Genomic DNA, 17,299 nt, shown 5'->3' on the forward strand with positions numbered 1-17,299 from the left:
GTGCCGTGTTGAACAATAATCTTGCTGATCCCATTCCGAACCCGGCCTGGACAGCAAGACCGCGATTATAGCCTAAACCCTCGGCCGGACGACAGTGGCATGACAGGACGGGTCAGTAGCGCGTCATCTTGCACGTCGTCGGCAAGGCCGTTTGCGCCGCTGAAATCACTTTCAGCGTGCGAAAACCATAGCCGGAACCCTCGATATCAAACGGCGCGCCTGGTGTGCCTGCCCGCTCCATCTGCGTCACGACCAGTGGCTGGATGGCCTGGTGATCCTCCGCGCGCAGCGTGATGCGGTGAAAACCGTTGTCCAGCGATGCGCCTTCCAGCGCACGTGCCACGGCGCCTGCCTCGGTCGTACCGGCACGCTCGATGGCGGCGACCAGCATGTCGATCATCATCTGATCACGCAGTACCGGATAGTCATCTGCTGGCGCCGGATAGCGTGCGCGGAAGGCCTTGTAGGCAGCATCAGATTTGGCGCCGCCAAGATTCGGGTGCCACTCCGCCACCGCCACCACGCGACCAACGCCCGCCTCGCCCATCGCCGCCGGCGCGCCCAGCGAGTTGCCGTAGAACGTGAAGAAGCGCGCCTTGAGCCCCGCATCGCGCGCGGCCTTGACCAGCAGCGTCAGATCATTGCCCCAGTTGCCGGTAACGACCGTATCCGCGCCCGAGGCCGCGATACGCGCGATGTACGGCGCAAAATCCTTCACCTTGCCGATCGGATGCAGCACCTCGCCAACGATGGCCACATCCGGCCGCTTCTCGCCCAACTGCTGGCGCGCCGATTGCGCCACCTGGCGACCGAACGTGTAGTCCTGCCCAATCAGATAGACCTTCTTGACCGACTTATCAGATCGGATCACCTCGGTCAGCGCATGCATGCGCATATCGGCCGAGGCATCAAAGCGGAAATGCCAGAAGCTGCAGGCTTCGTTGGTCAACGCCGGATCGACCGCGGCGTAGTTCAGGTACAGCACGCGCGACTCCGGACGCCGCTCGTTGTAGCGTGAAATCGACGTCGACAACGCAGCCGCAGCTGCCGAACTGTTGCCCTGCAGAACGAAGCGAATTCCCGCATCGGTTGCCGCCTGCAATTGCAGCAAGGATTCATCGACCGTGTTCTTGCTATCCAGGCGCACCAACGCAAGCGGATGACGCCCATCAGGCAGCTTCACACCGCCACGCGCGTTCACCCCTTCGATGGCAAAGCGCAGATTGCGATCCACGGCCTCCCCCGCGTTGGCAAACGCGCCGGACAAGCCTTCGATCAATGCCAGCCGGATCGGCGCAGCCTCGGGTTGCGCGACGGCAGTGCCGCACAACCCAACGGCCGCCAACGCGGCCACAAACAAACGAAACATCATGGCAACTCCCCGTGAAGCGCGGATGGTAAAGCGCCCCACTACGCCGACACAAGCGGCCAGGCAGCATAACGCCCTACACTGAAGGCACTCAGGAGAACCATCGTGGACACCCGCCGAACTTGGCAGCGCACCGCGTTGCTCGCCATGGCGCTGGCGTTGATGAGCGCATGTACCGTGCTCGCCCCTATCCAGACGGGCGAAGCATTGATCGGCCAGCCGGCCTCCGCCCTAGAAGCGCGTTTTGGCAAGCCACCCGAGCGGTACCCTCGCGCTGACGGCGGCACACGCTGGCTATATCCGACGCAACCGTATGGGCAATTCACCTACGCCGCAGACTTGGACGCGAGCGGCAAGCTCGTCTCGTTCCGGCAGATTCTGACGACGATGGATTTTGCGCAGATCCGCGTTGACACCTCAACGCAGAAGGACGTGCTGCAGACATTCGGCAAGCCTGAGGAGACCACCTATTTCCGCTTGATGGATCGGCAGGTGTGGTCCTACCGCTTCAAGCACGAGGGCGTGTGGCCCTCGCTGATGAATTTCTATTTCGACCGCGACGGCGTCGTTCGGCTCACGCAGGTCAGCCCCGACCCGATGTACGACCACGATCACGATTCCAACCGCTAAGCCGCCGTCGAGCACTGCAACGGCAACATCCACGCGAGGCGCATCACCTGGCGTGGATGTTCGGGTCGGCGATGTCGTGGATCACACAGACATCGCACTCAAAGACGGTCGGCATGGTGCACGCTCCTGACGTGCCCGGTGCCGCCGCACCCGCTTCGCGTTCCGGTGGATAACCGGGTGCGCGCTCAGTGGTAATCGTGTTGGGGTCTGGGCTGACTCCTGCGTGTGTTCGTTGAAACCCGCGATCAGATCTGCGGGTTGAGCTTTTCGCTGCTCTTGTCCTGCAGCTTGTTCAGTGCGGCCAGGTAAGCCTTGGCGGATGCAGCAACGATGTCCGGATCGGTGCCCACGCCATTGACGATCCGGCCCGACTTGGACAGACGCACCGTCACTTCACCCTGCGCCTGCGTGCCGGTCGTGATCGCGTTGACCGAGTACAGAAGCTGCTCGGCGCCGCTGGCGACCTTGCTTTCGATGGCGTTGAGCGTGGCATCGACCGGGCCATTGCCCTCCGCCTCGCCCGTCACTTCCTTGCCGTCGGCAACGAAGACGATGCGTGCGTGCGGGCGCTCGCCCGTTTCCGAACGCTGCGCCAGCGACACGAAGCGGAAGTGCTCGCCTTCGCTTTGCTGCGCTTCGTTCGAAACGATGGCGACGATGTCTTCGTCGAAGATCTCGGCCTTCTGGTCAGCTAGCTCTTTGAAGCGCGTGAAGGCGGCGTTCAACTCGGCTTCCGAATCCAACTCGATGCCCAGTTCCTGCAGGCGCTGCTTGAACGCGTTGCGGCCCGAGAGCTTGCCGAGAACGATCTTGTTGGCCGTCCAGCCCACATCTTCGGCGCGCATGATCTCGTAGGTATCGCGCGCCTTGAGCACGCCATCCTGGTGGATACCGGAAGCGTGTGCGAACGCATTGGCGCCGACCACGGCCTTGTTCGGCTGCACCACGAAACCGGTGATTTGCGAGACCAGCTTGGAGGCCGGCACGATCTGCGAGGTATCGACGCCAACATCGAGGTTGAAGTAGTCGCGGCGCGTCTTGACGGCCATCACGACCTCTTCGAGGCTGGTATTGCCGGCACGCTCGCCCAGGCCGTTGATCGTACATTCGATCTGGCGCGCGCCACCCAACTGGACAGCGGTCAGCGAATTGGCAACGGCCATACCCAGATCATCATGACAATGCACCGACCAGATCGCCTTGTCGGAATTCGGGACGCGCTCGCGCACCGAGCGGATCAGCGCGGCATAGCCTTCCGGCACCGCATAACCGACCGTATCGGGCAGGTTGATGGTGGTCGCGCCCTCGGCAATCACGCCTTCCAGCACGCGGCAGAGGAAGTCCATGTCGGAACGGCTGCCGTCTTCCGGCGAGAACTCGATGTCATCCGTAAACTGGCGTGCAAAGCGCACAGCCAGGCGCGCCTGTTCGTACACCTGATCCGGCGACATGCGCAGCTTTTTCTCCATGTGCAGCGCCGACGTGGCGATGAACGTGTGGATACGGAACTGACCGGCCGGCTTGAGCGCCTCTGCAGCGCGGGAGATGTCGCGGTCATTCGCACGGGCCAGCGAGCAAATCCGCGAATCCTTGACCGACTGGGCAATCGCGCGGATCGCCTCGAAATCACCATTGGAGCTGGCCGCGAAGCCGGCTTCGATCACGTCCACCTTGAGCCGTTCGAGCTGCTTGGCAATGCGGATCTTCTCTTCCTTGGTCATCGACGCACCGGGGGACTGCTCGCCGTCGCGCAAGGTGGTATCGAAAATGATGAGTTTGTCGCTCATGGCGGTTCCTTGGTGGGGGTGACGTTTTTGACGTCGGTCTTAGTGGTGTCTCGAATGTTTTTTGCGGCGCAGAATGCAAAACGCCCCGGCGTGCATGGTTGCAGGCCGGGGCGCTGTGAATTCTGGTTCGCGAAAACTTGGCGGTTTCTGCTTGCCTTGTCTTGCGATTTCCTATGCGCGTGTCCCGACCTGACGACCTAGTAGGCCATCAATCGAGACTAGCGTAATCAGAATGGAAATCGGGTGCGAAAGCATGCGAAAGACTATAGACGAATTCAAAAATTGACGCAAGCGCACAATGGTGCAGCGCATCGGTCACTCGTGCGCTTCGTCTGCTCCCTGCTTCGGCAACTTTGGACTGCCCTGCTGTCCTTGCAGCGTGCGCCAGCCCCAGAGCAGATAGCCCGACACGGCGTAACCGACAAACAGGCCGAACAGCGCCACAGGCGGGTCGCTCGATATGACCACGAACAGCACAAGCACCAGCACCATCACACCGAACGGCACGCGATGCCGCACGTCGAGCGCCTTGCCGCTGTAGAACGGTGCGTTCGATACCATCGAGAGCCCTGCGTATAGCGTCAGCCCGAATGCGACCCACGGCATCCACAACTCTTTCACCGGCAGCTTGTTGTCGATCGCCAGCCAGACAAAGCCGGCGATCAGCGCGGCCGCGGCCGGGCTAGGCATGCCCTGGAAGAAGCGCTTGTCGACCACGCCAATGTTGGTGTTGAAGCGCGCCAGGCGCAGCGCCGCACCGGCACAGTAGACGAAGGCCGCGAGCCAGCCCCACTTGCCCAGGTCTCGCAGAATCCACTCGTACATCACCAGCGCTGGCGCGACACCGAACGACACCATGTCCGACAGCGAGTCGTACTGCTCACCAAACGCGCTTTGCGTGTTGGTAATACGCGCGACGCGGCCATCCATACCATCGAGCACCATCGCCGCGAAAATCGCGATGGCGGCCGTCTCGAAGTTCAGGTTCATCGCCTGCACGATCGCGAAGAAGCCCGCAAACAGCGCGGCTGTCGTGAACGCATTAGGCAGCAGATAAATGCCGCGGCGGCGCGGGCGGACGACTTCAAGATCGTCGTCATCCGGGCGCGGCTGGTTGTGGCGTAGCGGACGCAGGTGCGTCACGTTGCTATTGGTGAAGCGCTTCTTGCGCCGATTGAACGCGGGCATGGAGGGCCTCCGGATCAGTCCAGTTCGGCGAGCACCGTGAGCGTGGCGGACACCTTCTCGCCGATGGTCACGCGTGGGCGCGCCGTCAGCGGCAGGTACACGTCAACGCGCGAACCGAAGCGGATGAAGCCATAACGCTGGCCGCGCGCGAGGGTTTCCCCTGCCTTGGTATAGCAAAGGATGCGGCGGGCGATCAAGCCGGCCACCTGCACCGAGGTGACGAGTTGGCCATCAGGGCGACGCAGCACCACGGCGTTGCGCTCGTTCTCGAGCGAAGCCTTGTCCAGATCGGCATTGACGAACTTACCCGGGAAGTACTGCACCTTCTGCACCGTGCCGTCGACCGGCGCGCGGTTCGAGTGCACGTTGAAGACGTTCATGAACACGCTGATCTTCAGCGCGTCGCGATCGGCATGCGGGTCGCGCACCTGCTCGACGGCGACGATGCGGCCATCGGCCGGCGAGAGAATCGCGTTGGCCTGCGTCGGCACGGCACGCGCCGGATCACGGAAAAACTGCAGCACAAACAGCGTCAGCACCCAGAACGGCCACGCCCAGCCGAAGCCGGCGGCCATTTGCACAATGAGCGAGACGATGAAAATCCCGCCCAGGTACGGCCAGCCCTCACGGGCGATGATGGGATGCGGATACGTGTTGTTCAAAATCAGACCTCGACAGCGTCTTGAAGGAAATGCGGCATTCTAGCCGACACGGGGACACGCCAGCACTTGAAACGGCGCCGAATCCCTTCGATTCAGCATAAAAAAAGCCAGCCCGCAGGCTGGCTTTCTTCTCGCACAAGGCGCGGACGATCAGTTCTTCGACTGGTCGACCAGCTTGTTCTTGGCGATCCACGGCATCATCGCGCGCAGCTTGGCGCCAACTTGCTCGATCTGGTGCTCTTCGGTCAGGCGGCGGCGCGAGATCAGCGTCGGTTGGCCAGCCTTGTACTCCAGCAGGAAGCTCTTCGCGTACTCGCCGGTCTGGATGTCCTTTAGGCACTGCTTCATGGCCTTCTTGGTCTCTTCCGTCACGACGCGCGGGCCGGTGACGTACTCGCCGTATTCGGCGTTGTTCGAGATCGAGTAGTTCATGTTGGCGATGCCGCCTTCGTAGATCAGATCGACGATCAGCTTCAGCTCGTGCAGGCACTCGAAGTACGCCATTTCCGGAGCGTAGCCGGCTTCCACCAGCGTCTCGAAGCCAGCCTTGATCAGCTCGACCGTACCGCCGCACAGCACGGCTTGTTCGCCAAACAGGTCGGTTTCGGTTTCTTCGCGGAAGTTGGTCTCGATAATGCCGGCGCGGCCGCCGCCGTTGGCGGTGGCGTACGACAGAGCGATGTCACGCGCAGCGCCCGACTTGTCTTGGTGCACGGCGATCAGGTGCGGCACGCCGCCACCTTGGCTGTACGTACCACGCACGGTGTGGCCCGGTGCCTTCGGGGCGATCATGATGACGTCCAGGTCAGCACGCGGGATCACAGCACCGTAGTGCACGTTGAAGCCGTGAGCGAAGGCCAGAGCGGCGCCTTGCTTGATGTTGCCGTGCACTTCGTTCTTGTACACGTCGGCGATCTGCTCGTCCGGCAGCAGAATCATGACCACGTCGGCTTCCTTCACAGCCTCGGCCACTTCCTTGACTTGCAGGCCGGCGTTGACGGCCTTGTTCCACGACGCGCCACCCTTGCGCAGGCCGACCGTCACCTTCACGCCCGAGTCGTTCAGGTTCAGGGCGTGGGCGTGGCCTTGCGAGCCGTAGCCGATGATGGTGACGTTCTTGCCCTTGATCAGGGAGAGGTCGGCGTCCTTGTCGTAAAACACTTTCATGGTGATGTCCTAATGTTCAAATACTTCAATATCGATGGGGTCCGGCCGCAGTTACACGCTGGTGCACGCGCCGGTTCAAACCTTCAGAATGCGCTCGCCGCGGCCGATGCCCGAGCCGCCCGTACGGACGGTCTCCAGAATGGCAGTGCGATCGATGGCATCGAGAAACGCGTCAAGCTTGCTGCCGTTGCCGGTCAGCTCGATCGTGTAGGTCTTCTCGGTCACGTCGATAACGCGGCCGCGGAAGATGTCCGCCGTACGCTTCATCTCCTCGCGCTCCTTGCCGACTGCACGCACCTTCACGAGCATCAGCTCGCGCTCGATGTGCGCGCCTTCGGTCAGGTCGACGACCTTGACGACTTCCACCAGGCGGTTCAGGTGCTTGGTGATCTGCTCAATGATGTCGTCCGAACCGGTCGTGACGATCGTCATGCGCGACAGCGAGGCGTCTTCGGTCGGGGCGACCGTCAGCGTCTCGATGTTGTAGCCGCGCGCCGAGAACAAACCCACCACACGCGACAACGCGCCGGCTTCGTTTTCCAGCAGGACGGAAATGATGTGACGCATTACAGGTCCTCCGCGCCGAGCAGCATTTCAGAGATGCCCTTGCCTGCCTGGACCATCGGCCAGACGTTTTCGGTCGGGTCGGTCTGGAAGTCGAGGAACACGGTGCGATCCTTGAGTCGGAAGGCTTCGCGCAGCGCAGGTTCAACGTCGGACGTCTTTTCGATGCGCATGCCCACATGGCCATACGCTTCGGCCAGCTTCACGAAGTCGGGCAGCGCCTGCATGTAGGAATGCGAGTAACGGTTGTCGTACTCGATTTCCTGCCACTGACGGACCATGCCCAGGTAGCCGTTGTTGAGCGAGCAGATCTTCACCGGCGTGTCGTACTGCAGGCAGGTCGACAGTTCCTGGATACACATCTGGATCGAGCCTTCACCGGTGATGGTGACGACTTCCTTGTCCGGGAACGCCTTCTTGATGCCCATCGCGTACGGCAGACCCACGCCCATCGTGCCCAGGCCACCGGAGTTGATCCAGCGACGCGGCTCGTTGAACTTGTAGAACTGCGCAGCCCACATCTGGTGCTGACCGACGTCGGAGCAGACGAAAGCGTCGCCGTTGGTCAGTTCCCAGATTTTCTCGACCACGTACTGCGGCTTGATGATCTCGGAAGTGCGGTCGTACTTCAGGCAATCGACGCTGCGCCACTGCTCGATCTGTTCCCACCACTTGGCCAGCGCCGTCTTGTTCGGCTTGGCTTCGCCCGACTGGATCTGGCTGATCATCTCCTGCAGCACGTCCTTGACGTTACCGACGATGGGGATGTCGACCTTCACCCGCTTGGAGATGGAAGACGGATCGATATCGATGTGGATGATCTTGCGCGGCTGCGACGTGAAGTGCGCCGGGCTGCCGATCACGCGGTCATCAAAGCGCGCGCCGATGGCGATCAGCACGTCGCAGTTCTGCATCGCCATGTTGGCTTCGTACGTACCGTGCATGCCCAGCATGCCCAAGAACTGCTTGCTGGTGCCCGGGAATGCACCCAGGCCCATCAGCGTGTTCGTGACGGGGTAACCCGTCAGCGCAGCCAACTGGCGCAGCTCTTCGCTGGCCTCGGCCAGCACTACGCCGCCACCCGAATAGATGTACGGACGTTCGGCCTGCAGCAGCAGGCTCACGGCCTTGCGGATCTGACCGGAGTGACCCTTGTTGACCGGGTTGTACGAGCGCATCTCGATCGTTTTCGGATACTCGTACTTGCACATCTCGCGCGAGACATCCTTGGGGATGTCCACCACCACCGGGCCCGGACGGCCGGTCGCGGCGATATAGAACGCCTTCTTGATGGTCGAAGCGAGATTGCGCACGTCCTTGACCAGGAAGTTGTGCTTGACGATCGGTCGGGTGATGCCGACGGTGTCGCATTCCTGGAAGGCGTCCTGGCCGATGGCGTGCGTCGGCACGTTGCCGGTGATGATCACCATCGGGATCGAATCCAGGTAGGCGGTGGCGATGCCGGTCACGGCATTGGTCACGCCCGGGCCGGATGTCACCAGGGCGACACCGACCTTGCCCGTGGCACGCGCATAGCCGTCAGCCGCATGGACTGCCGCCTGTTCATGGCGCACCAGGATGTGTTCGATCTTGTTTTGCTTGTAGAACGCGTCGTAGATATAGAGCACCGCGCCGCCGGGGTAACCCCAGACGAACTCGACGCCCTCTGCCGCGAGCGCATTGACGAGGATGTCAGACCCCATCATGTCGGCAGATGAACCGCTATTGGCGTGGGAAAATTCCGCGCTTGGCATATTCATGTCAGTCCTTTGCAATTTTCGGCAAAAAATTGTTTGGATGCTCTCTACCGGGCTTGTGGCGCGGATTTGAGCGGTGCGCGTCTGCATGGATGGTCCGCCTGATGGGCGGCCAGATGAGACAAACCACAGATATTGTGAACCGACGATGATACTGCAATGCCGCATGGCGGTCCAGCGGCGGCAAGATTCGCCACACAAGGCGGTCCGCCAGACAGTCGGACTGTCCGTGGACCTGCATTTTTGCTAGCATCGCAACATTTTTGACGGCTCAGGCCGTCGTTGCTGCGAGGCACAATGTTCACATCGCATCACTTGATGACAATGTGAAATTTCGCCAGACCGCCCCACAGGATTCGCACCCGCCGTTGTATGGCCTCTGAACAGGAACTGTCGGCCTTCCTCATAAGCGTCGAAAAACGCGCCTTCAAGCAGGCAGTATTCGCGGTCCGCGATGATGACGCCGCGCTCGACATCGTGCAGGACGCGATGATCAAGCTGGCCGAAAAATACGGCGACAAGCCCGAGGCCGAACTGCCCCTGCTATTCCAGCGCATACTGCAGAACACGATCCACGACTGGTTCCGTCGCTCCAAGGTACGTAACACGTGGGTCAGCCTGTTCTCCAGCTTTCGCACGGACGCAGAGGGCGACGATACCGACCCGCTGGAGCTAATCGAAAGTGAAGCTGGCTCCACAGCAGCAGAAAGCAGCGCTGACAAGGTCGAGCGTTCGCAAATGTTGGAAATTCTGGAACGCGAAATCGAGAAGCTCCCTACACGTCAACGGGAAGCCTTTCTGATGCGTTACTGGGAAGACATGGATGTTGCCGAAACCGCCCAGGCGATGGGCTGTTCCGAGGGGAGCGTGAAAACGCACTGCTCGCGGGCAACGCACGCCCTGGCCCAAGCGCTGAGGGCGCGAGGGATCCGACTATGAACAAGGTAGAACTTCGAGAACGCCGCTTTGCGCACGCCGTCCGCACCGCTCTGAACGAGTCGGCAGGACAGTTGCCGCCCGACGTACGTGACCGCCTCTCCGCGGCACGTCGGACGGCACTTGCACACAAAAAAGCGGAAGCGCCGAGCACGGTGCGCTCGCCCGCCCTGGTCATGCCGGGTGTGGGTCAGGTGTCCTTCGACCTGGAAGACGACGCTGCGTCGCCGCTGCACCGTATCGGCATGTTCCTGCGTCGCCTCGGTCTGCTGTGGCCGACCATCGCACTGGTCGCAGGGCTCGCCGGTATCTATCAGTGGCAACAGCAGCAACGCGTGGACGAACTCGCCGAGGTGGACGCCGCCATGTTGCTAGACGACCTGCCGCTGGCTGCCTACGCCGATCAAGGCTTCCATCAGTATCTCGATAAACGCGATCAGCAGTGAAAGGCTGATCGATGAGCAACTTCCACCGCACCCACGGCCAACCACCGCGAGGCGAACGGACCTTGCGCCTGCGCGTTGCCTTGATCTCGTTGATCGGCGCGGTAGGTCTGTCCGCCGGATTGGCCATCGCACAAGCGCCTGCTGCATCGGCACCGGCCACCGCTTCGGACGCCAGCGCCAGCGCACAGTTGGCACTGCCAACGCCGCCGGCCACCAATCCGCAGCCGTCCATCCATCCGAATTGGTCTGAGTTGACCGTGGTGCAGCAGCGCATCCTGGCGCCGTTCACACCGGAATGGAACAGCATGCCCGAGCTGGCCCGCAAGAAGTGGCTGCAGATTGCCCAGGCCTATCCGAAGTACACGCCGGCACAGCAGCAGCGCCTGCAGACACGCATGGCGGACTGGGTCAAGCTGACGCCGGAACAGCGGCACCGAGCCCGCGAGAATTTCCAGACCACCAAGTCGGTTCCCGTCCAAAAGAAGAGCGAAGCCTGGCAGCGCTATCAGCAGCTGCCCGACGAGCAGAAAAAAGAGCTTGCTGCGGCAGCCAAGGCACAGAAGCGTCCGTCTGCGGTCACCGCATTGCCTGGCAGCACGAGCTTGGCCAAGGATGCAGCCAAGGCGCTGCATCACGGTGCGCGCACCAAGCCGGGCACGACCAAGTCGGCTCCGAATCCGCTGGCGCCGGCTAAGCCGACCGCAACGGCCGCGGCGTCTGCACCCGCAGCAACCACGCCCGCTGCCTCAGCACCGGCTCCAGCATCGGCAAATGCGCCGGTCACGCCTGCACACCCGGTGGCTCCCGCCAACAGCCCGGACGGCGATTCGGGCAATCCGCCTCCGTCGACCGTACTGGGTGGCGGCTAAGCGCGGCATTCCCTTTGGCATAATCCGATCACGCGCCGCGCACACGTTGTGCCGGCGCACGATCGATTACGTCCTGCCTGCGCTTAACCGGTTCGATGGCCACTACCGCTGCCCCCACTTCGCCTGTCACGGCACCTGACCCGCTTGCCGCTCCCACGCTGCGCCGCCGCCTGGCTGCGATGCTCTACGAGGGCCTGCTGCTGTTCGGCGTGATGTTTGGCGCGACGGCCATCTTCCTGCTGCTGCGCGCGATCATTCCTCCGCTGGCGCGCACAGGCGATATCGGCCTGCAGGTGTGGGGCTTCCTTGCGCTGGGGCTGTATTTCGTGGGCTTCTGGCGCAAGCGCGGTCAAACGCTCGCCATGCAGACCTGGCGCATGCGCGTCGTCAATACAGACGGCTCGCCCATCTCGCTTGGCCGTGCCATTGCACGTTATGCGCTGGCCTGGATCTGGGTGGTTGTGGCGGTCGGCATCATCCACGTGAGTGGGGTTTCCCGTTGGACTGGTGCTGGTGTCGCATTGGCCTGTGTGCTGGCCTGGGGCGCGCTGGCGTGGCTGGACCCGCAACGCCAGTTCCTGCATGACCGCCTGGCCGGCACGCGGCTGGTGCGCGCCTGATTTCATCTCTGGCGACGGCACACCATGACGCACGCCGATCTGCCCGCCTCCCCCACGCCGCTGGCCTCGCTGACGGCAGCCAACGCACGGCGCATTGCGGTCGTGCTGCAGTGTGCAGCGACACTGGCGGTCGCGTGGGCCGCTCATCACTGGGGTGCGTTGAGTTGGCCAGGCACGGCTGCCGTTGCCGCAGCGGCCCTGGTCCTCGGTTATCTCATCTCGGTTGGCTGGGCATTTCTCATTGCATCCACGAGTCTCGGCACAGCCATTCCGGATGACCCGGTGTGGGATCGCATGCGCGTACCGCGCGAGCAGCGCATCGGCGTGGCGGGTTTTATCGCGTGCTGGTTGCGCGAATGCGCATCGGTGGCATGGATGTTTAACGTGCTGCAACCGTTTCGCGCACAGGCAGCGTTCGATGCTGCAGCCGGTGGCGGCGCGCGCGTGTCCGTGCTGATGATCCACGGTTATGGCTGCAACCGCGCGGTGTGGCTGCCAATGCAGAAGCACTTGGCGGCTGCGGGCCACCCGACCGAAGCGATTGACCTGATGCCGCTGCTGGGCGACATCGACGACTACGCGCAAGACATCGCCGCCGTTGTCGCGCGCATGACGCACACGTACGGCCGCGCGCCGGTCCTGCTCTGTCACAGCATGGGCGGACTCGCTGCGCGTGCGTTGCTGCGGCAATCAGCGCATGCCTGCCCGGTTGCGCATGTCATCACGCTGGGCACGCCACATCGGGGCACAGCGATGGCGCGCAGTGGGCGCGGGCGCAACGTGCGCCAGATGGCCTGGGCGAGTGCATGGCTGCGCCAGCTTGCGGCATCCGAAACGCCGGCCGTGCGGGCGCGTATCACGTCGATCTTCTCGTGGCACGACTCCATCGTCGGGCCTGCCGGTGCGTCCTGGCTAGAGGGCGCACGGCATGTGCCGCTCTCCGGCATCGGCCATGTGTCGCTGCTATGCGACGCGCGCGTGCGCAATGCGGTGCTGACAGAGCTGGCGCGCATCGAAGGCACGCTGCGGCCCCCATCCGCTTGAAACGCACGCGGGGCGCAGGTCTCCGGCGCTCGCTTTGATGTTCTATGGCAATCACGTCATGTGACGGTCATGTTTCTGACACGGCTTATTCACGCAGCGGTGGCGAAATCCGTCCAACGCAGCCTCTGTTGCCGACATGGTCCTGCCAAACTCGCCAAGCCGTCCTGGTTTCCTCCGCCGCCTCGCGCAACGCTTTCGCGCCGCCCCTCTCACCGGTTCCGACTGGAACGCACCACCGCCTCTGATGCAAATGGCCGCCGGACTTGCTGCCGCCGGCGCGCTGGGTTCCGCCCTGCCGGCCGGCCGCGGTGATGTGCGAGACCACGAAGCCCCTGTCGCCACCCCGATCCCTGCCCTGGCACCCGACCAACTGGCCGACAAGGACGCTGACCCGCCCGCCGAAAAAGTCCACCGCTATCGCACGATCTGGCTGTCGGACATCCATCTCGGTACGCCGGGCTGCCAGGCAGACTATCTGCTCGACTTCCTTAAGCACCACGAATCCGACACGCTGTACCTCGTTGGCGACATCGTCGACGGTTGGCAGCTGCGCAAGGGCTGGTACTGGCCGCAGGCGCACAACGACGTCGTGCAGAAGGTGTTGCGCCGCGCGCGCAAGGGCACCCGCGTGGTGTTCATCCCGGGCAACCACGACGAGATGGCGCGCCAGTTCCACGGCTTGAACTTCGGCGATATCGAAGTCGCTGAAGATGCGGTGCACGTCACGGCCGACGGCCGCCGCCTGTGGGTCGTGCACGGGGATCTGTTCGACGGTGTGATGCAGCACGCGCGCTGGCTCGCCTACGTGGGCGACTCGCTCTACACCTTCATCCTGGCGATGAACCGGCACTTCAACCGCATCCGCGTGAAGCTTGGGTTCCCGTACTGGTCGCTGTCGCAGTACCTCAAGCATCAGGTCAAGAACGCGGTCAACTTCATCAACTCGTTCGAGCGCGTGATGACCGACGAAGCGCGCCGCCGCGGCTGCGACGGCGTGGTTTGCGGGCATATCCACAAGGCCGAGATCCGCGAGATCGACGGCCAGCTCTATTGCAACGACGGCGACTGGGTGGAAAGCCTCTCCGCCCTGGTCGAAACCATGGAAGGCGAACTGCAGATCGTCTACTGGACGCATCTGCTCGATGCACCACCCACTTCCCGCCGCGCGCGCCGCGCCGCTGCGGCTGCCGCCTGATGGAAACCCAAGCCCACATGACGAACACCAACATCGACCTCGTACAGCCCGCCGCCGCTCAATCGACACCCGCCACCCGCCAAGGAGAGCCCGTGAAAGTCATGATCGTCACCGATGCCTGGGAACCGCAGGTCAACGGCGTCGTCCGCACCCTCACCCAGACGCGCCGTGAGCTTGAAGCCATGGGCCACATCGTCGACATGATCACGCCGCTCGAATTCAAGACGGTGCCGTGCCCGACATATCCGGAAATCCGCCTGTCGATCCTGCCGGCCAAGCGTGTGCGAGAGCGCATTGAGAAATTTGCCCCGCAGGCGCTGCATATCGCCACGGAAGGCCCGCTGGGCTTGGCTGCACGCGCCTATGCACTGCGCCACAAGCTGCCCTATACGACGGCGTACCACACGCGCTTTCCGGAGTATGTGCAGGCACGCTTCGGCATTCCGCTGGCATGGACGTATCGCTTCCTGCGCTGGTTCCACAGCCCGGCGCAAGCAGTAATGGCACCGACGCCCGTGGTGCTGAAGGACCTCGCTGACTACGGCATCACCAACGGCGTACTGTGGACGCGCGGTGTGGATCTGGACGTCTTCACCGCGCAGCGCGGCAACGTGCTCAACACGGCGCACCCGATCTTCCTGTACGTCGGCCGTGTGGCCGTGGAGAAGAACGTGGAAGCCTTTCTGGAACTGGACCTGCCCGGCTCCAAGTGGGTGGTGGGCGAAGGCCCGGCGCTGTCCGGCCTGAAGGCGAAGTACCCGAACGCCAACTACCTGGGTGTGCTCAAGCAGCCGGAGCTGGCCAAGGTGTACGCCTCGGCGGATGTGTTCGTCTTCCCGAGCCGTACGGATACGTTTGGCCTGGTGTTGCTCGAAGCGCTGGCCAGCGGCTTGCCGGTAGCGGCGTATCCGGTAACGGGCCCGATCGACGTGCTGGGCGACTCACCGGCCGGCGCGTTGCGCGAAGACCTGCGCGAGGCCTGCCTGGAAGCGCTGCGCATCGACCGCGCTACGGCACGCGCGCATGCCGAGAAATTCTCGTGGCGCGCGGCCTCCGAGCAGTTCCTGGCACACCTGCGTCCGATGCCCGCCGTACAATCTGGCGATGCAAAGACCGCTCAACCCTCGACTGCCACGGGCGCTTAAGCCTTGCGTTCAATGAAGCCGACCACGCCGCCCGATCGGCCGCTAGCAGACCCCGCCCCACCGCCCGCGGCGGGCGCCTACTCCCCGGCCGATAATCCCCACAAGGGCAACCGGGGGATCACACGGGCGTGGTTCGCGCTCAAGAATTCCATCAGCGGCATCCGCTTCGCCATCGACGAGGAAAGCGCGTTCCGCCAGGAACTGACCCTGTGCGCGATTCTGCTGCCGTGCGCGTTCGTCATCCCCGCTACGGTGGTGGAACGCATCCTGATGCTCGGCACGCTGGTGCTGGTGCTGATTGTCGAGCTGCTCAATTCAAGCGTGGAAGCCGCGGTCGACCGCATTTCACTGGAGCAGCACGGGTTGTCCAAGCGCGCCAAGGATTTCGGCAGCGCCGCCGTCATGCTGGCCCTGCTGCTGTGCGTGGGAACATGGGTGGCGATCGCCTGGCCGTGGGTAGCATCGCTGTTGCGCTAAGGGCTTACCCGCGCACACGCGGAGATAACGTTTGGCAATGCCTGCCCCACTGCATGTGGGGAGTCGTTGCACAAGCACGATCTTTTATAATCCGGGCACACACACGCCACGGAGACAGGGCCACCGGCCTTGGCAGTTCAATGGAAACCAAGCAGCATTCCACCGGCCCACGCCGCACGCGCGATCGCATTCTTGAAGTATCGCTGCGCCTGTTCAACGAGCTGGGCGAACCCAACGTCACCACCACGACGATTGCCGAAGAGCTGGAGATCAGCCCCGGCAACCTGTACTACCACTTCCGCAACAAAGACGACATCATCAACTCGATCTTCGTGCAGTTCGAGCAGGAGATCGCGCGTCGCCTGAAGCTGCCAGATGACCACAAGGCCACACTGGATGAGACCTGGGGTTATCTACAGTACATGTCGGAGTTCCTGTGGAACTACCGCTTCCTGTACCGCGACATCAACGACCTGCTGGCACGCAACCGCATGCTGGAGTTGAACTTCAAGCGCATCGTCGAGCAGAAGCGGCACTTCGCCATGGACATCTGCCACCAGTTCATCGAAGACGGCGAAATGGAAGCCACGCCAGTCCAAATCGATGCGATCTGCACCAACATTGTGGTGATCGCCACCTACTGGCTGTCGTTCCAGTTCGTGCAGCACCCGCGTCAGTACAACGACCAGAACGCGATCCGCGACCATCTGCACGGTGCGAGCTACCACATCCTGTCGATCCTCGCGCCCTACCTGCGCGGCAAGCCGCGGCGGGCATTCGACTTGCTCGCGGTCAGCCGCAGCAACGATCCGCCGATTGGCGCACCAGGCGCTTCCAGCCCCACCTCCCCTGCCAAATGAAATCGATCTGCGTCTATTGCGGTTCCAGCCCGGGCGAGCGCCCGGACTACAAGGCCGGCGCCATTGCGCTCGGTAACGAAATGGTCAAGCGTGGCCTTACGCTGGTCTACGGCGGCGGCAACGTCGGCCTGATGGGCATCGTGGCCGATGCGGTACTGCACGGCGGCAACCCCGTGGTGGGCATCATCCCCAAGTCGCTGGTGCGCAAGGAGGTTGGCCACAAGGAGCTGACTGAGCTGCACATCGTCGACAGCATGCACCAGCGCAAGCAGATGATGGCCGACCGTGCCGATGCCTTCATCGCCATGCCCGGCGGCGTGGGTACCTACGAAGAGCTGTTCGAGACCTTCACGTGGCTGCAGCTCGGCTATCACAACAAGCCGATCGGCCTGCTGAACGTGGCGGGCTTCTACGACAAGCTGCTGGCCTTCATCGACCATGCCGTACAAGAGGGCTTCCTCAAGCGCCATCACGCCGACCTGCTGCACGTGAGCCAGGACCCGGCCGAGCTGATTGACATGCTGGCCCGCGCACCGCGCGAAACGGTCGACAAGTGGTCGGAACGCCGCGAGCGCACGTAACA

General features: G+C 62.9%; 18 protein-coding genes. 11 read left to right on the top strand and 7 right to left on the bottom strand.

What is annotated here, in order from left to right; genetic code table 11:
* Positions 1-112: 112 nt before the first annotated feature.
* Positions 113-1,369 carry a branched-chain amino acid ABC transporter substrate-binding protein gene (locus C404_RS43040; RefSeq protein ID WP_031329382.1) on the bottom strand — a complete coding sequence of 419 codons (1,257 nt, stop codon included), beginning with the start codon at positions 1,367-1,369 and terminating at the stop codon, positions 113-115.
* A 147-nt stretch (positions 1,370-1,516) separates the two neighbouring features.
* Between C404_RS43040 and C404_RS43045 the strand changes: the two genes are divergently transcribed.
* Positions 1,517-1,999, top strand: a complete 483-nt coding sequence (locus C404_RS43045) for a hypothetical protein (protein WP_080981246.1) — start codon at positions 1,517-1,519, stop codon at positions 1,997-1,999.
* Between the two features lie 245 nt (positions 2,000-2,244).
* On the opposite strand, the gene C404_RS43050 is transcribed toward C404_RS43045, so the two are convergent.
* The 6 genes from C404_RS43050 to C404_RS43075 form a co-directional block, all read right to left on the bottom strand.
* Entirely contained in the window at positions 2,245-3,786 is a 1,542-nt protein-coding gene (locus C404_RS43050; protein ID WP_021194999.1) for a 2-isopropylmalate synthase, read from the bottom strand.
* A 315-nt stretch (positions 3,787-4,101) separates the two neighbouring features.
* Positions 4,102-4,974, bottom strand: a complete 873-nt coding sequence (gene pssA, locus C404_RS43055; protein WP_021195000.1) for a CDP-diacylglycerol--serine O-phosphatidyltransferase — start codon at positions 4,972-4,974, stop codon at positions 4,102-4,104.
* Between the two features lie 14 nt (positions 4,975-4,988).
* A complete protein-coding gene (locus tag C404_RS43060; RefSeq protein WP_021195001.1) occupies positions 4,989-5,636 on the bottom strand; it encodes a phosphatidylserine decarboxylase in 648 nt (215 codons plus the stop codon).
* A 150-nt stretch (positions 5,637-5,786) separates the two neighbouring features.
* On the bottom strand, positions 5,787-6,803 hold the full coding sequence (gene ilvC, locus C404_RS43065) for a ketol-acid reductoisomerase (RefSeq protein WP_021195002.1): 1,017 nt from the start codon (positions 6,801-6,803) through the stop codon (positions 5,787-5,789).
* A 75-nt stretch (positions 6,804-6,878) separates the two neighbouring features.
* Positions 6,879-7,370, bottom strand: a complete 492-nt coding sequence (gene ilvN, locus C404_RS43070) for an acetolactate synthase small subunit (protein WP_021195003.1) — start codon at positions 7,368-7,370, stop codon at positions 6,879-6,881.
* A complete protein-coding gene (locus C404_RS43075; protein ID WP_031329384.1) occupies positions 7,370-9,127 on the bottom strand; it encodes an acetolactate synthase 3 catalytic subunit in 1,758 nt (585 codons plus the stop codon). The genes ilvN and C404_RS43075 overlap by 1 nt, the downstream gene beginning before the upstream one ends.
* A 369-nt stretch (positions 9,128-9,496) precedes the next feature.
* On the opposite strand from C404_RS43075, the gene C404_RS43080 reads away from it, so the two are divergent.
* The 10 genes from C404_RS43080 (at position 9,497) to C404_RS43125 (ending at position 17,297) form a co-directional block, all read left to right on the top strand.
* On the top strand, positions 9,497-10,063 hold the full coding sequence (locus C404_RS43080) for an RNA polymerase sigma factor (RefSeq protein WP_021195005.1): 567 nt from the start codon (positions 9,497-9,499) through the stop codon (positions 10,061-10,063).
* Positions 10,060-10,506, top strand: coding sequence for a DUF3619 family protein (locus tag C404_RS43085; RefSeq protein ID WP_021195006.1), 447 nt, complete (start codon positions 10,060-10,062; stop codon positions 10,504-10,506). Before C404_RS43080 ends, C404_RS43085 begins: the two co-directional genes overlap by 4 nt.
* Before the next feature lie 11 nt (positions 10,507-10,517).
* Positions 10,518-11,375 (top strand): DUF3106 domain-containing protein, encoded by an 858-nt coding sequence (locus C404_RS43090; RefSeq protein WP_031329385.1) that lies wholly within the window; start codon positions 10,518-10,520, stop codon positions 11,373-11,375.
* A gap of 95 nt (positions 11,376-11,470) precedes the next feature.
* Positions 11,471-11,995, top strand: coding sequence for an RDD family protein (locus C404_RS43095; RefSeq protein ID WP_021195008.1), 525 nt, complete (start codon positions 11,471-11,473; stop codon positions 11,993-11,995).
* 24 nt (positions 11,996-12,019) lie between these two features.
* Positions 12,020-13,039 carry an esterase/lipase family protein gene (locus tag C404_RS43100; protein WP_021195009.1) on the top strand — a complete coding sequence of 340 codons (1,020 nt, stop codon included), beginning with the start codon at positions 12,020-12,022 and terminating at the stop codon, positions 13,037-13,039.
* 244 nt (positions 13,040-13,283) lie between these two features.
* Entirely contained in the window at positions 13,284-14,234 is a 951-nt protein-coding gene (locus C404_RS43105) for a UDP-2,3-diacylglucosamine diphosphatase (RefSeq protein ID WP_031329386.1), read from the top strand.
* A gap of 101 nt (positions 14,235-14,335) precedes the next feature.
* Entirely contained in the window at positions 14,336-15,379 is a 1,044-nt protein-coding gene (locus C404_RS43110; protein WP_031329387.1) for a glycosyltransferase family 4 protein, read from the top strand.
* 12 nt (positions 15,380-15,391) lie between these two features.
* The gene (locus tag C404_RS43115; protein ID WP_021195012.1) at positions 15,392-15,856 is read left to right on the top strand and encodes a diacylglycerol kinase; all 465 of its coding nucleotides are present in this window, start codon (positions 15,392-15,394) and stop codon (positions 15,854-15,856) included.
* Positions 15,857-15,996: 140 nt separating this feature from the next.
* Positions 15,997-16,716, top strand: a complete 720-nt coding sequence (locus C404_RS43120; protein ID WP_021195013.1) for a TetR/AcrR family transcriptional regulator — start codon at positions 15,997-15,999, stop codon at positions 16,714-16,716.
* The gene (locus tag C404_RS43125; protein ID WP_021195014.1) at positions 16,713-17,297 is read left to right on the top strand and encodes a TIGR00730 family Rossman fold protein; all 585 of its coding nucleotides are present in this window, start codon (positions 16,713-16,715) and stop codon (positions 17,295-17,297) included. Before C404_RS43120 ends, C404_RS43125 begins: the two co-directional genes overlap by 4 nt.
* Positions 17,298-17,299: the final 2 nt, after the last annotated feature.

The organism is Ralstonia sp. AU12-08 (assembly GCF_000442475.1).
In the GTDB taxonomy this organism is placed as follows: domain Bacteria; phylum Pseudomonadota; class Gammaproteobacteria; order Burkholderiales; family Burkholderiaceae; genus Ralstonia; species Ralstonia insidiosa.

Coding starts and splice junctions, on each gene's coding strand:
- C404_RS43100 (WP_021195009.1), top strand. CDS start 12,020: ATGACGCACGCCGATCTGCCCGCCTCCCCCACGCCGCTGGCCTCGCTG.
- C404_RS43095 (WP_021195008.1), top strand. CDS start 11,471: ATGGCCACTACCGCTGCCCCCACTTCGCCTGTCACGGCACCTGACCCG.
- ilvN (WP_021195003.1), bottom strand. CDS start 7,370: ATGCGTCACATCATTTCCGTCCTGCTGGAAAACGAAGCCGGCGCGTTG.
- C404_RS43105 (WP_031329386.1), top strand. CDS start 13,284: ATGCAAATGGCCGCCGGACTTGCTGCCGCCGGCGCGCTGGGTTCCGCC.
- ilvC (WP_021195002.1), bottom strand. CDS start 6,803: ATGAAAGTGTTTTACGACAAGGACGCCGACCTCTCCCTGATCAAGGGC.
- C404_RS43110 (WP_031329387.1), top strand. CDS start 14,336: ATGATCGTCACCGATGCCTGGGAACCGCAGGTCAACGGCGTCGTCCGC.
- C404_RS43125 (WP_021195014.1), top strand. CDS start 16,713: ATGAAATCGATCTGCGTCTATTGCGGTTCCAGCCCGGGCGAGCGCCCG.
- C404_RS43120 (WP_021195013.1), top strand. CDS start 15,997: ATGGAAACCAAGCAGCATTCCACCGGCCCACGCCGCACGCGCGATCGC.
- C404_RS43080 (WP_021195005.1), top strand. CDS start 9,497: ATGGCCTCTGAACAGGAACTGTCGGCCTTCCTCATAAGCGTCGAAAAA.
- C404_RS43075 (WP_031329384.1), bottom strand. CDS start 9,127: ATGAATATGCCAAGCGCGGAATTTTCCCACGCCAATAGCGGTTCATCT.
- pssA (WP_021195000.1), bottom strand. CDS start 4,974: ATGCCCGCGTTCAATCGGCGCAAGAAGCGCTTCACCAATAGCAACGTG.
- C404_RS43090 (WP_031329385.1), top strand. CDS start 10,518: ATGAGCAACTTCCACCGCACCCACGGCCAACCACCGCGAGGCGAACGG.
- C404_RS43040 (WP_031329382.1), bottom strand. CDS start 1,369: ATGTTTCGTTTGTTTGTGGCCGCGTTGGCGGCCGTTGGGTTGTGCGGC.
- C404_RS43085 (WP_021195006.1), top strand. CDS start 10,060: ATGAACAAGGTAGAACTTCGAGAACGCCGCTTTGCGCACGCCGTCCGC.
- C404_RS43115 (WP_021195012.1), top strand. CDS start 15,392: ATGAAGCCGACCACGCCGCCCGATCGGCCGCTAGCAGACCCCGCCCCA.
- C404_RS43050 (WP_021194999.1), bottom strand. CDS start 3,786: ATGAGCGACAAACTCATCATTTTCGATACCACCTTGCGCGACGGCGAG.
- C404_RS43045 (WP_080981246.1), top strand. CDS start 1,517: ATGGCGCTGGCGTTGATGAGCGCATGTACCGTGCTCGCCCCTATCCAG.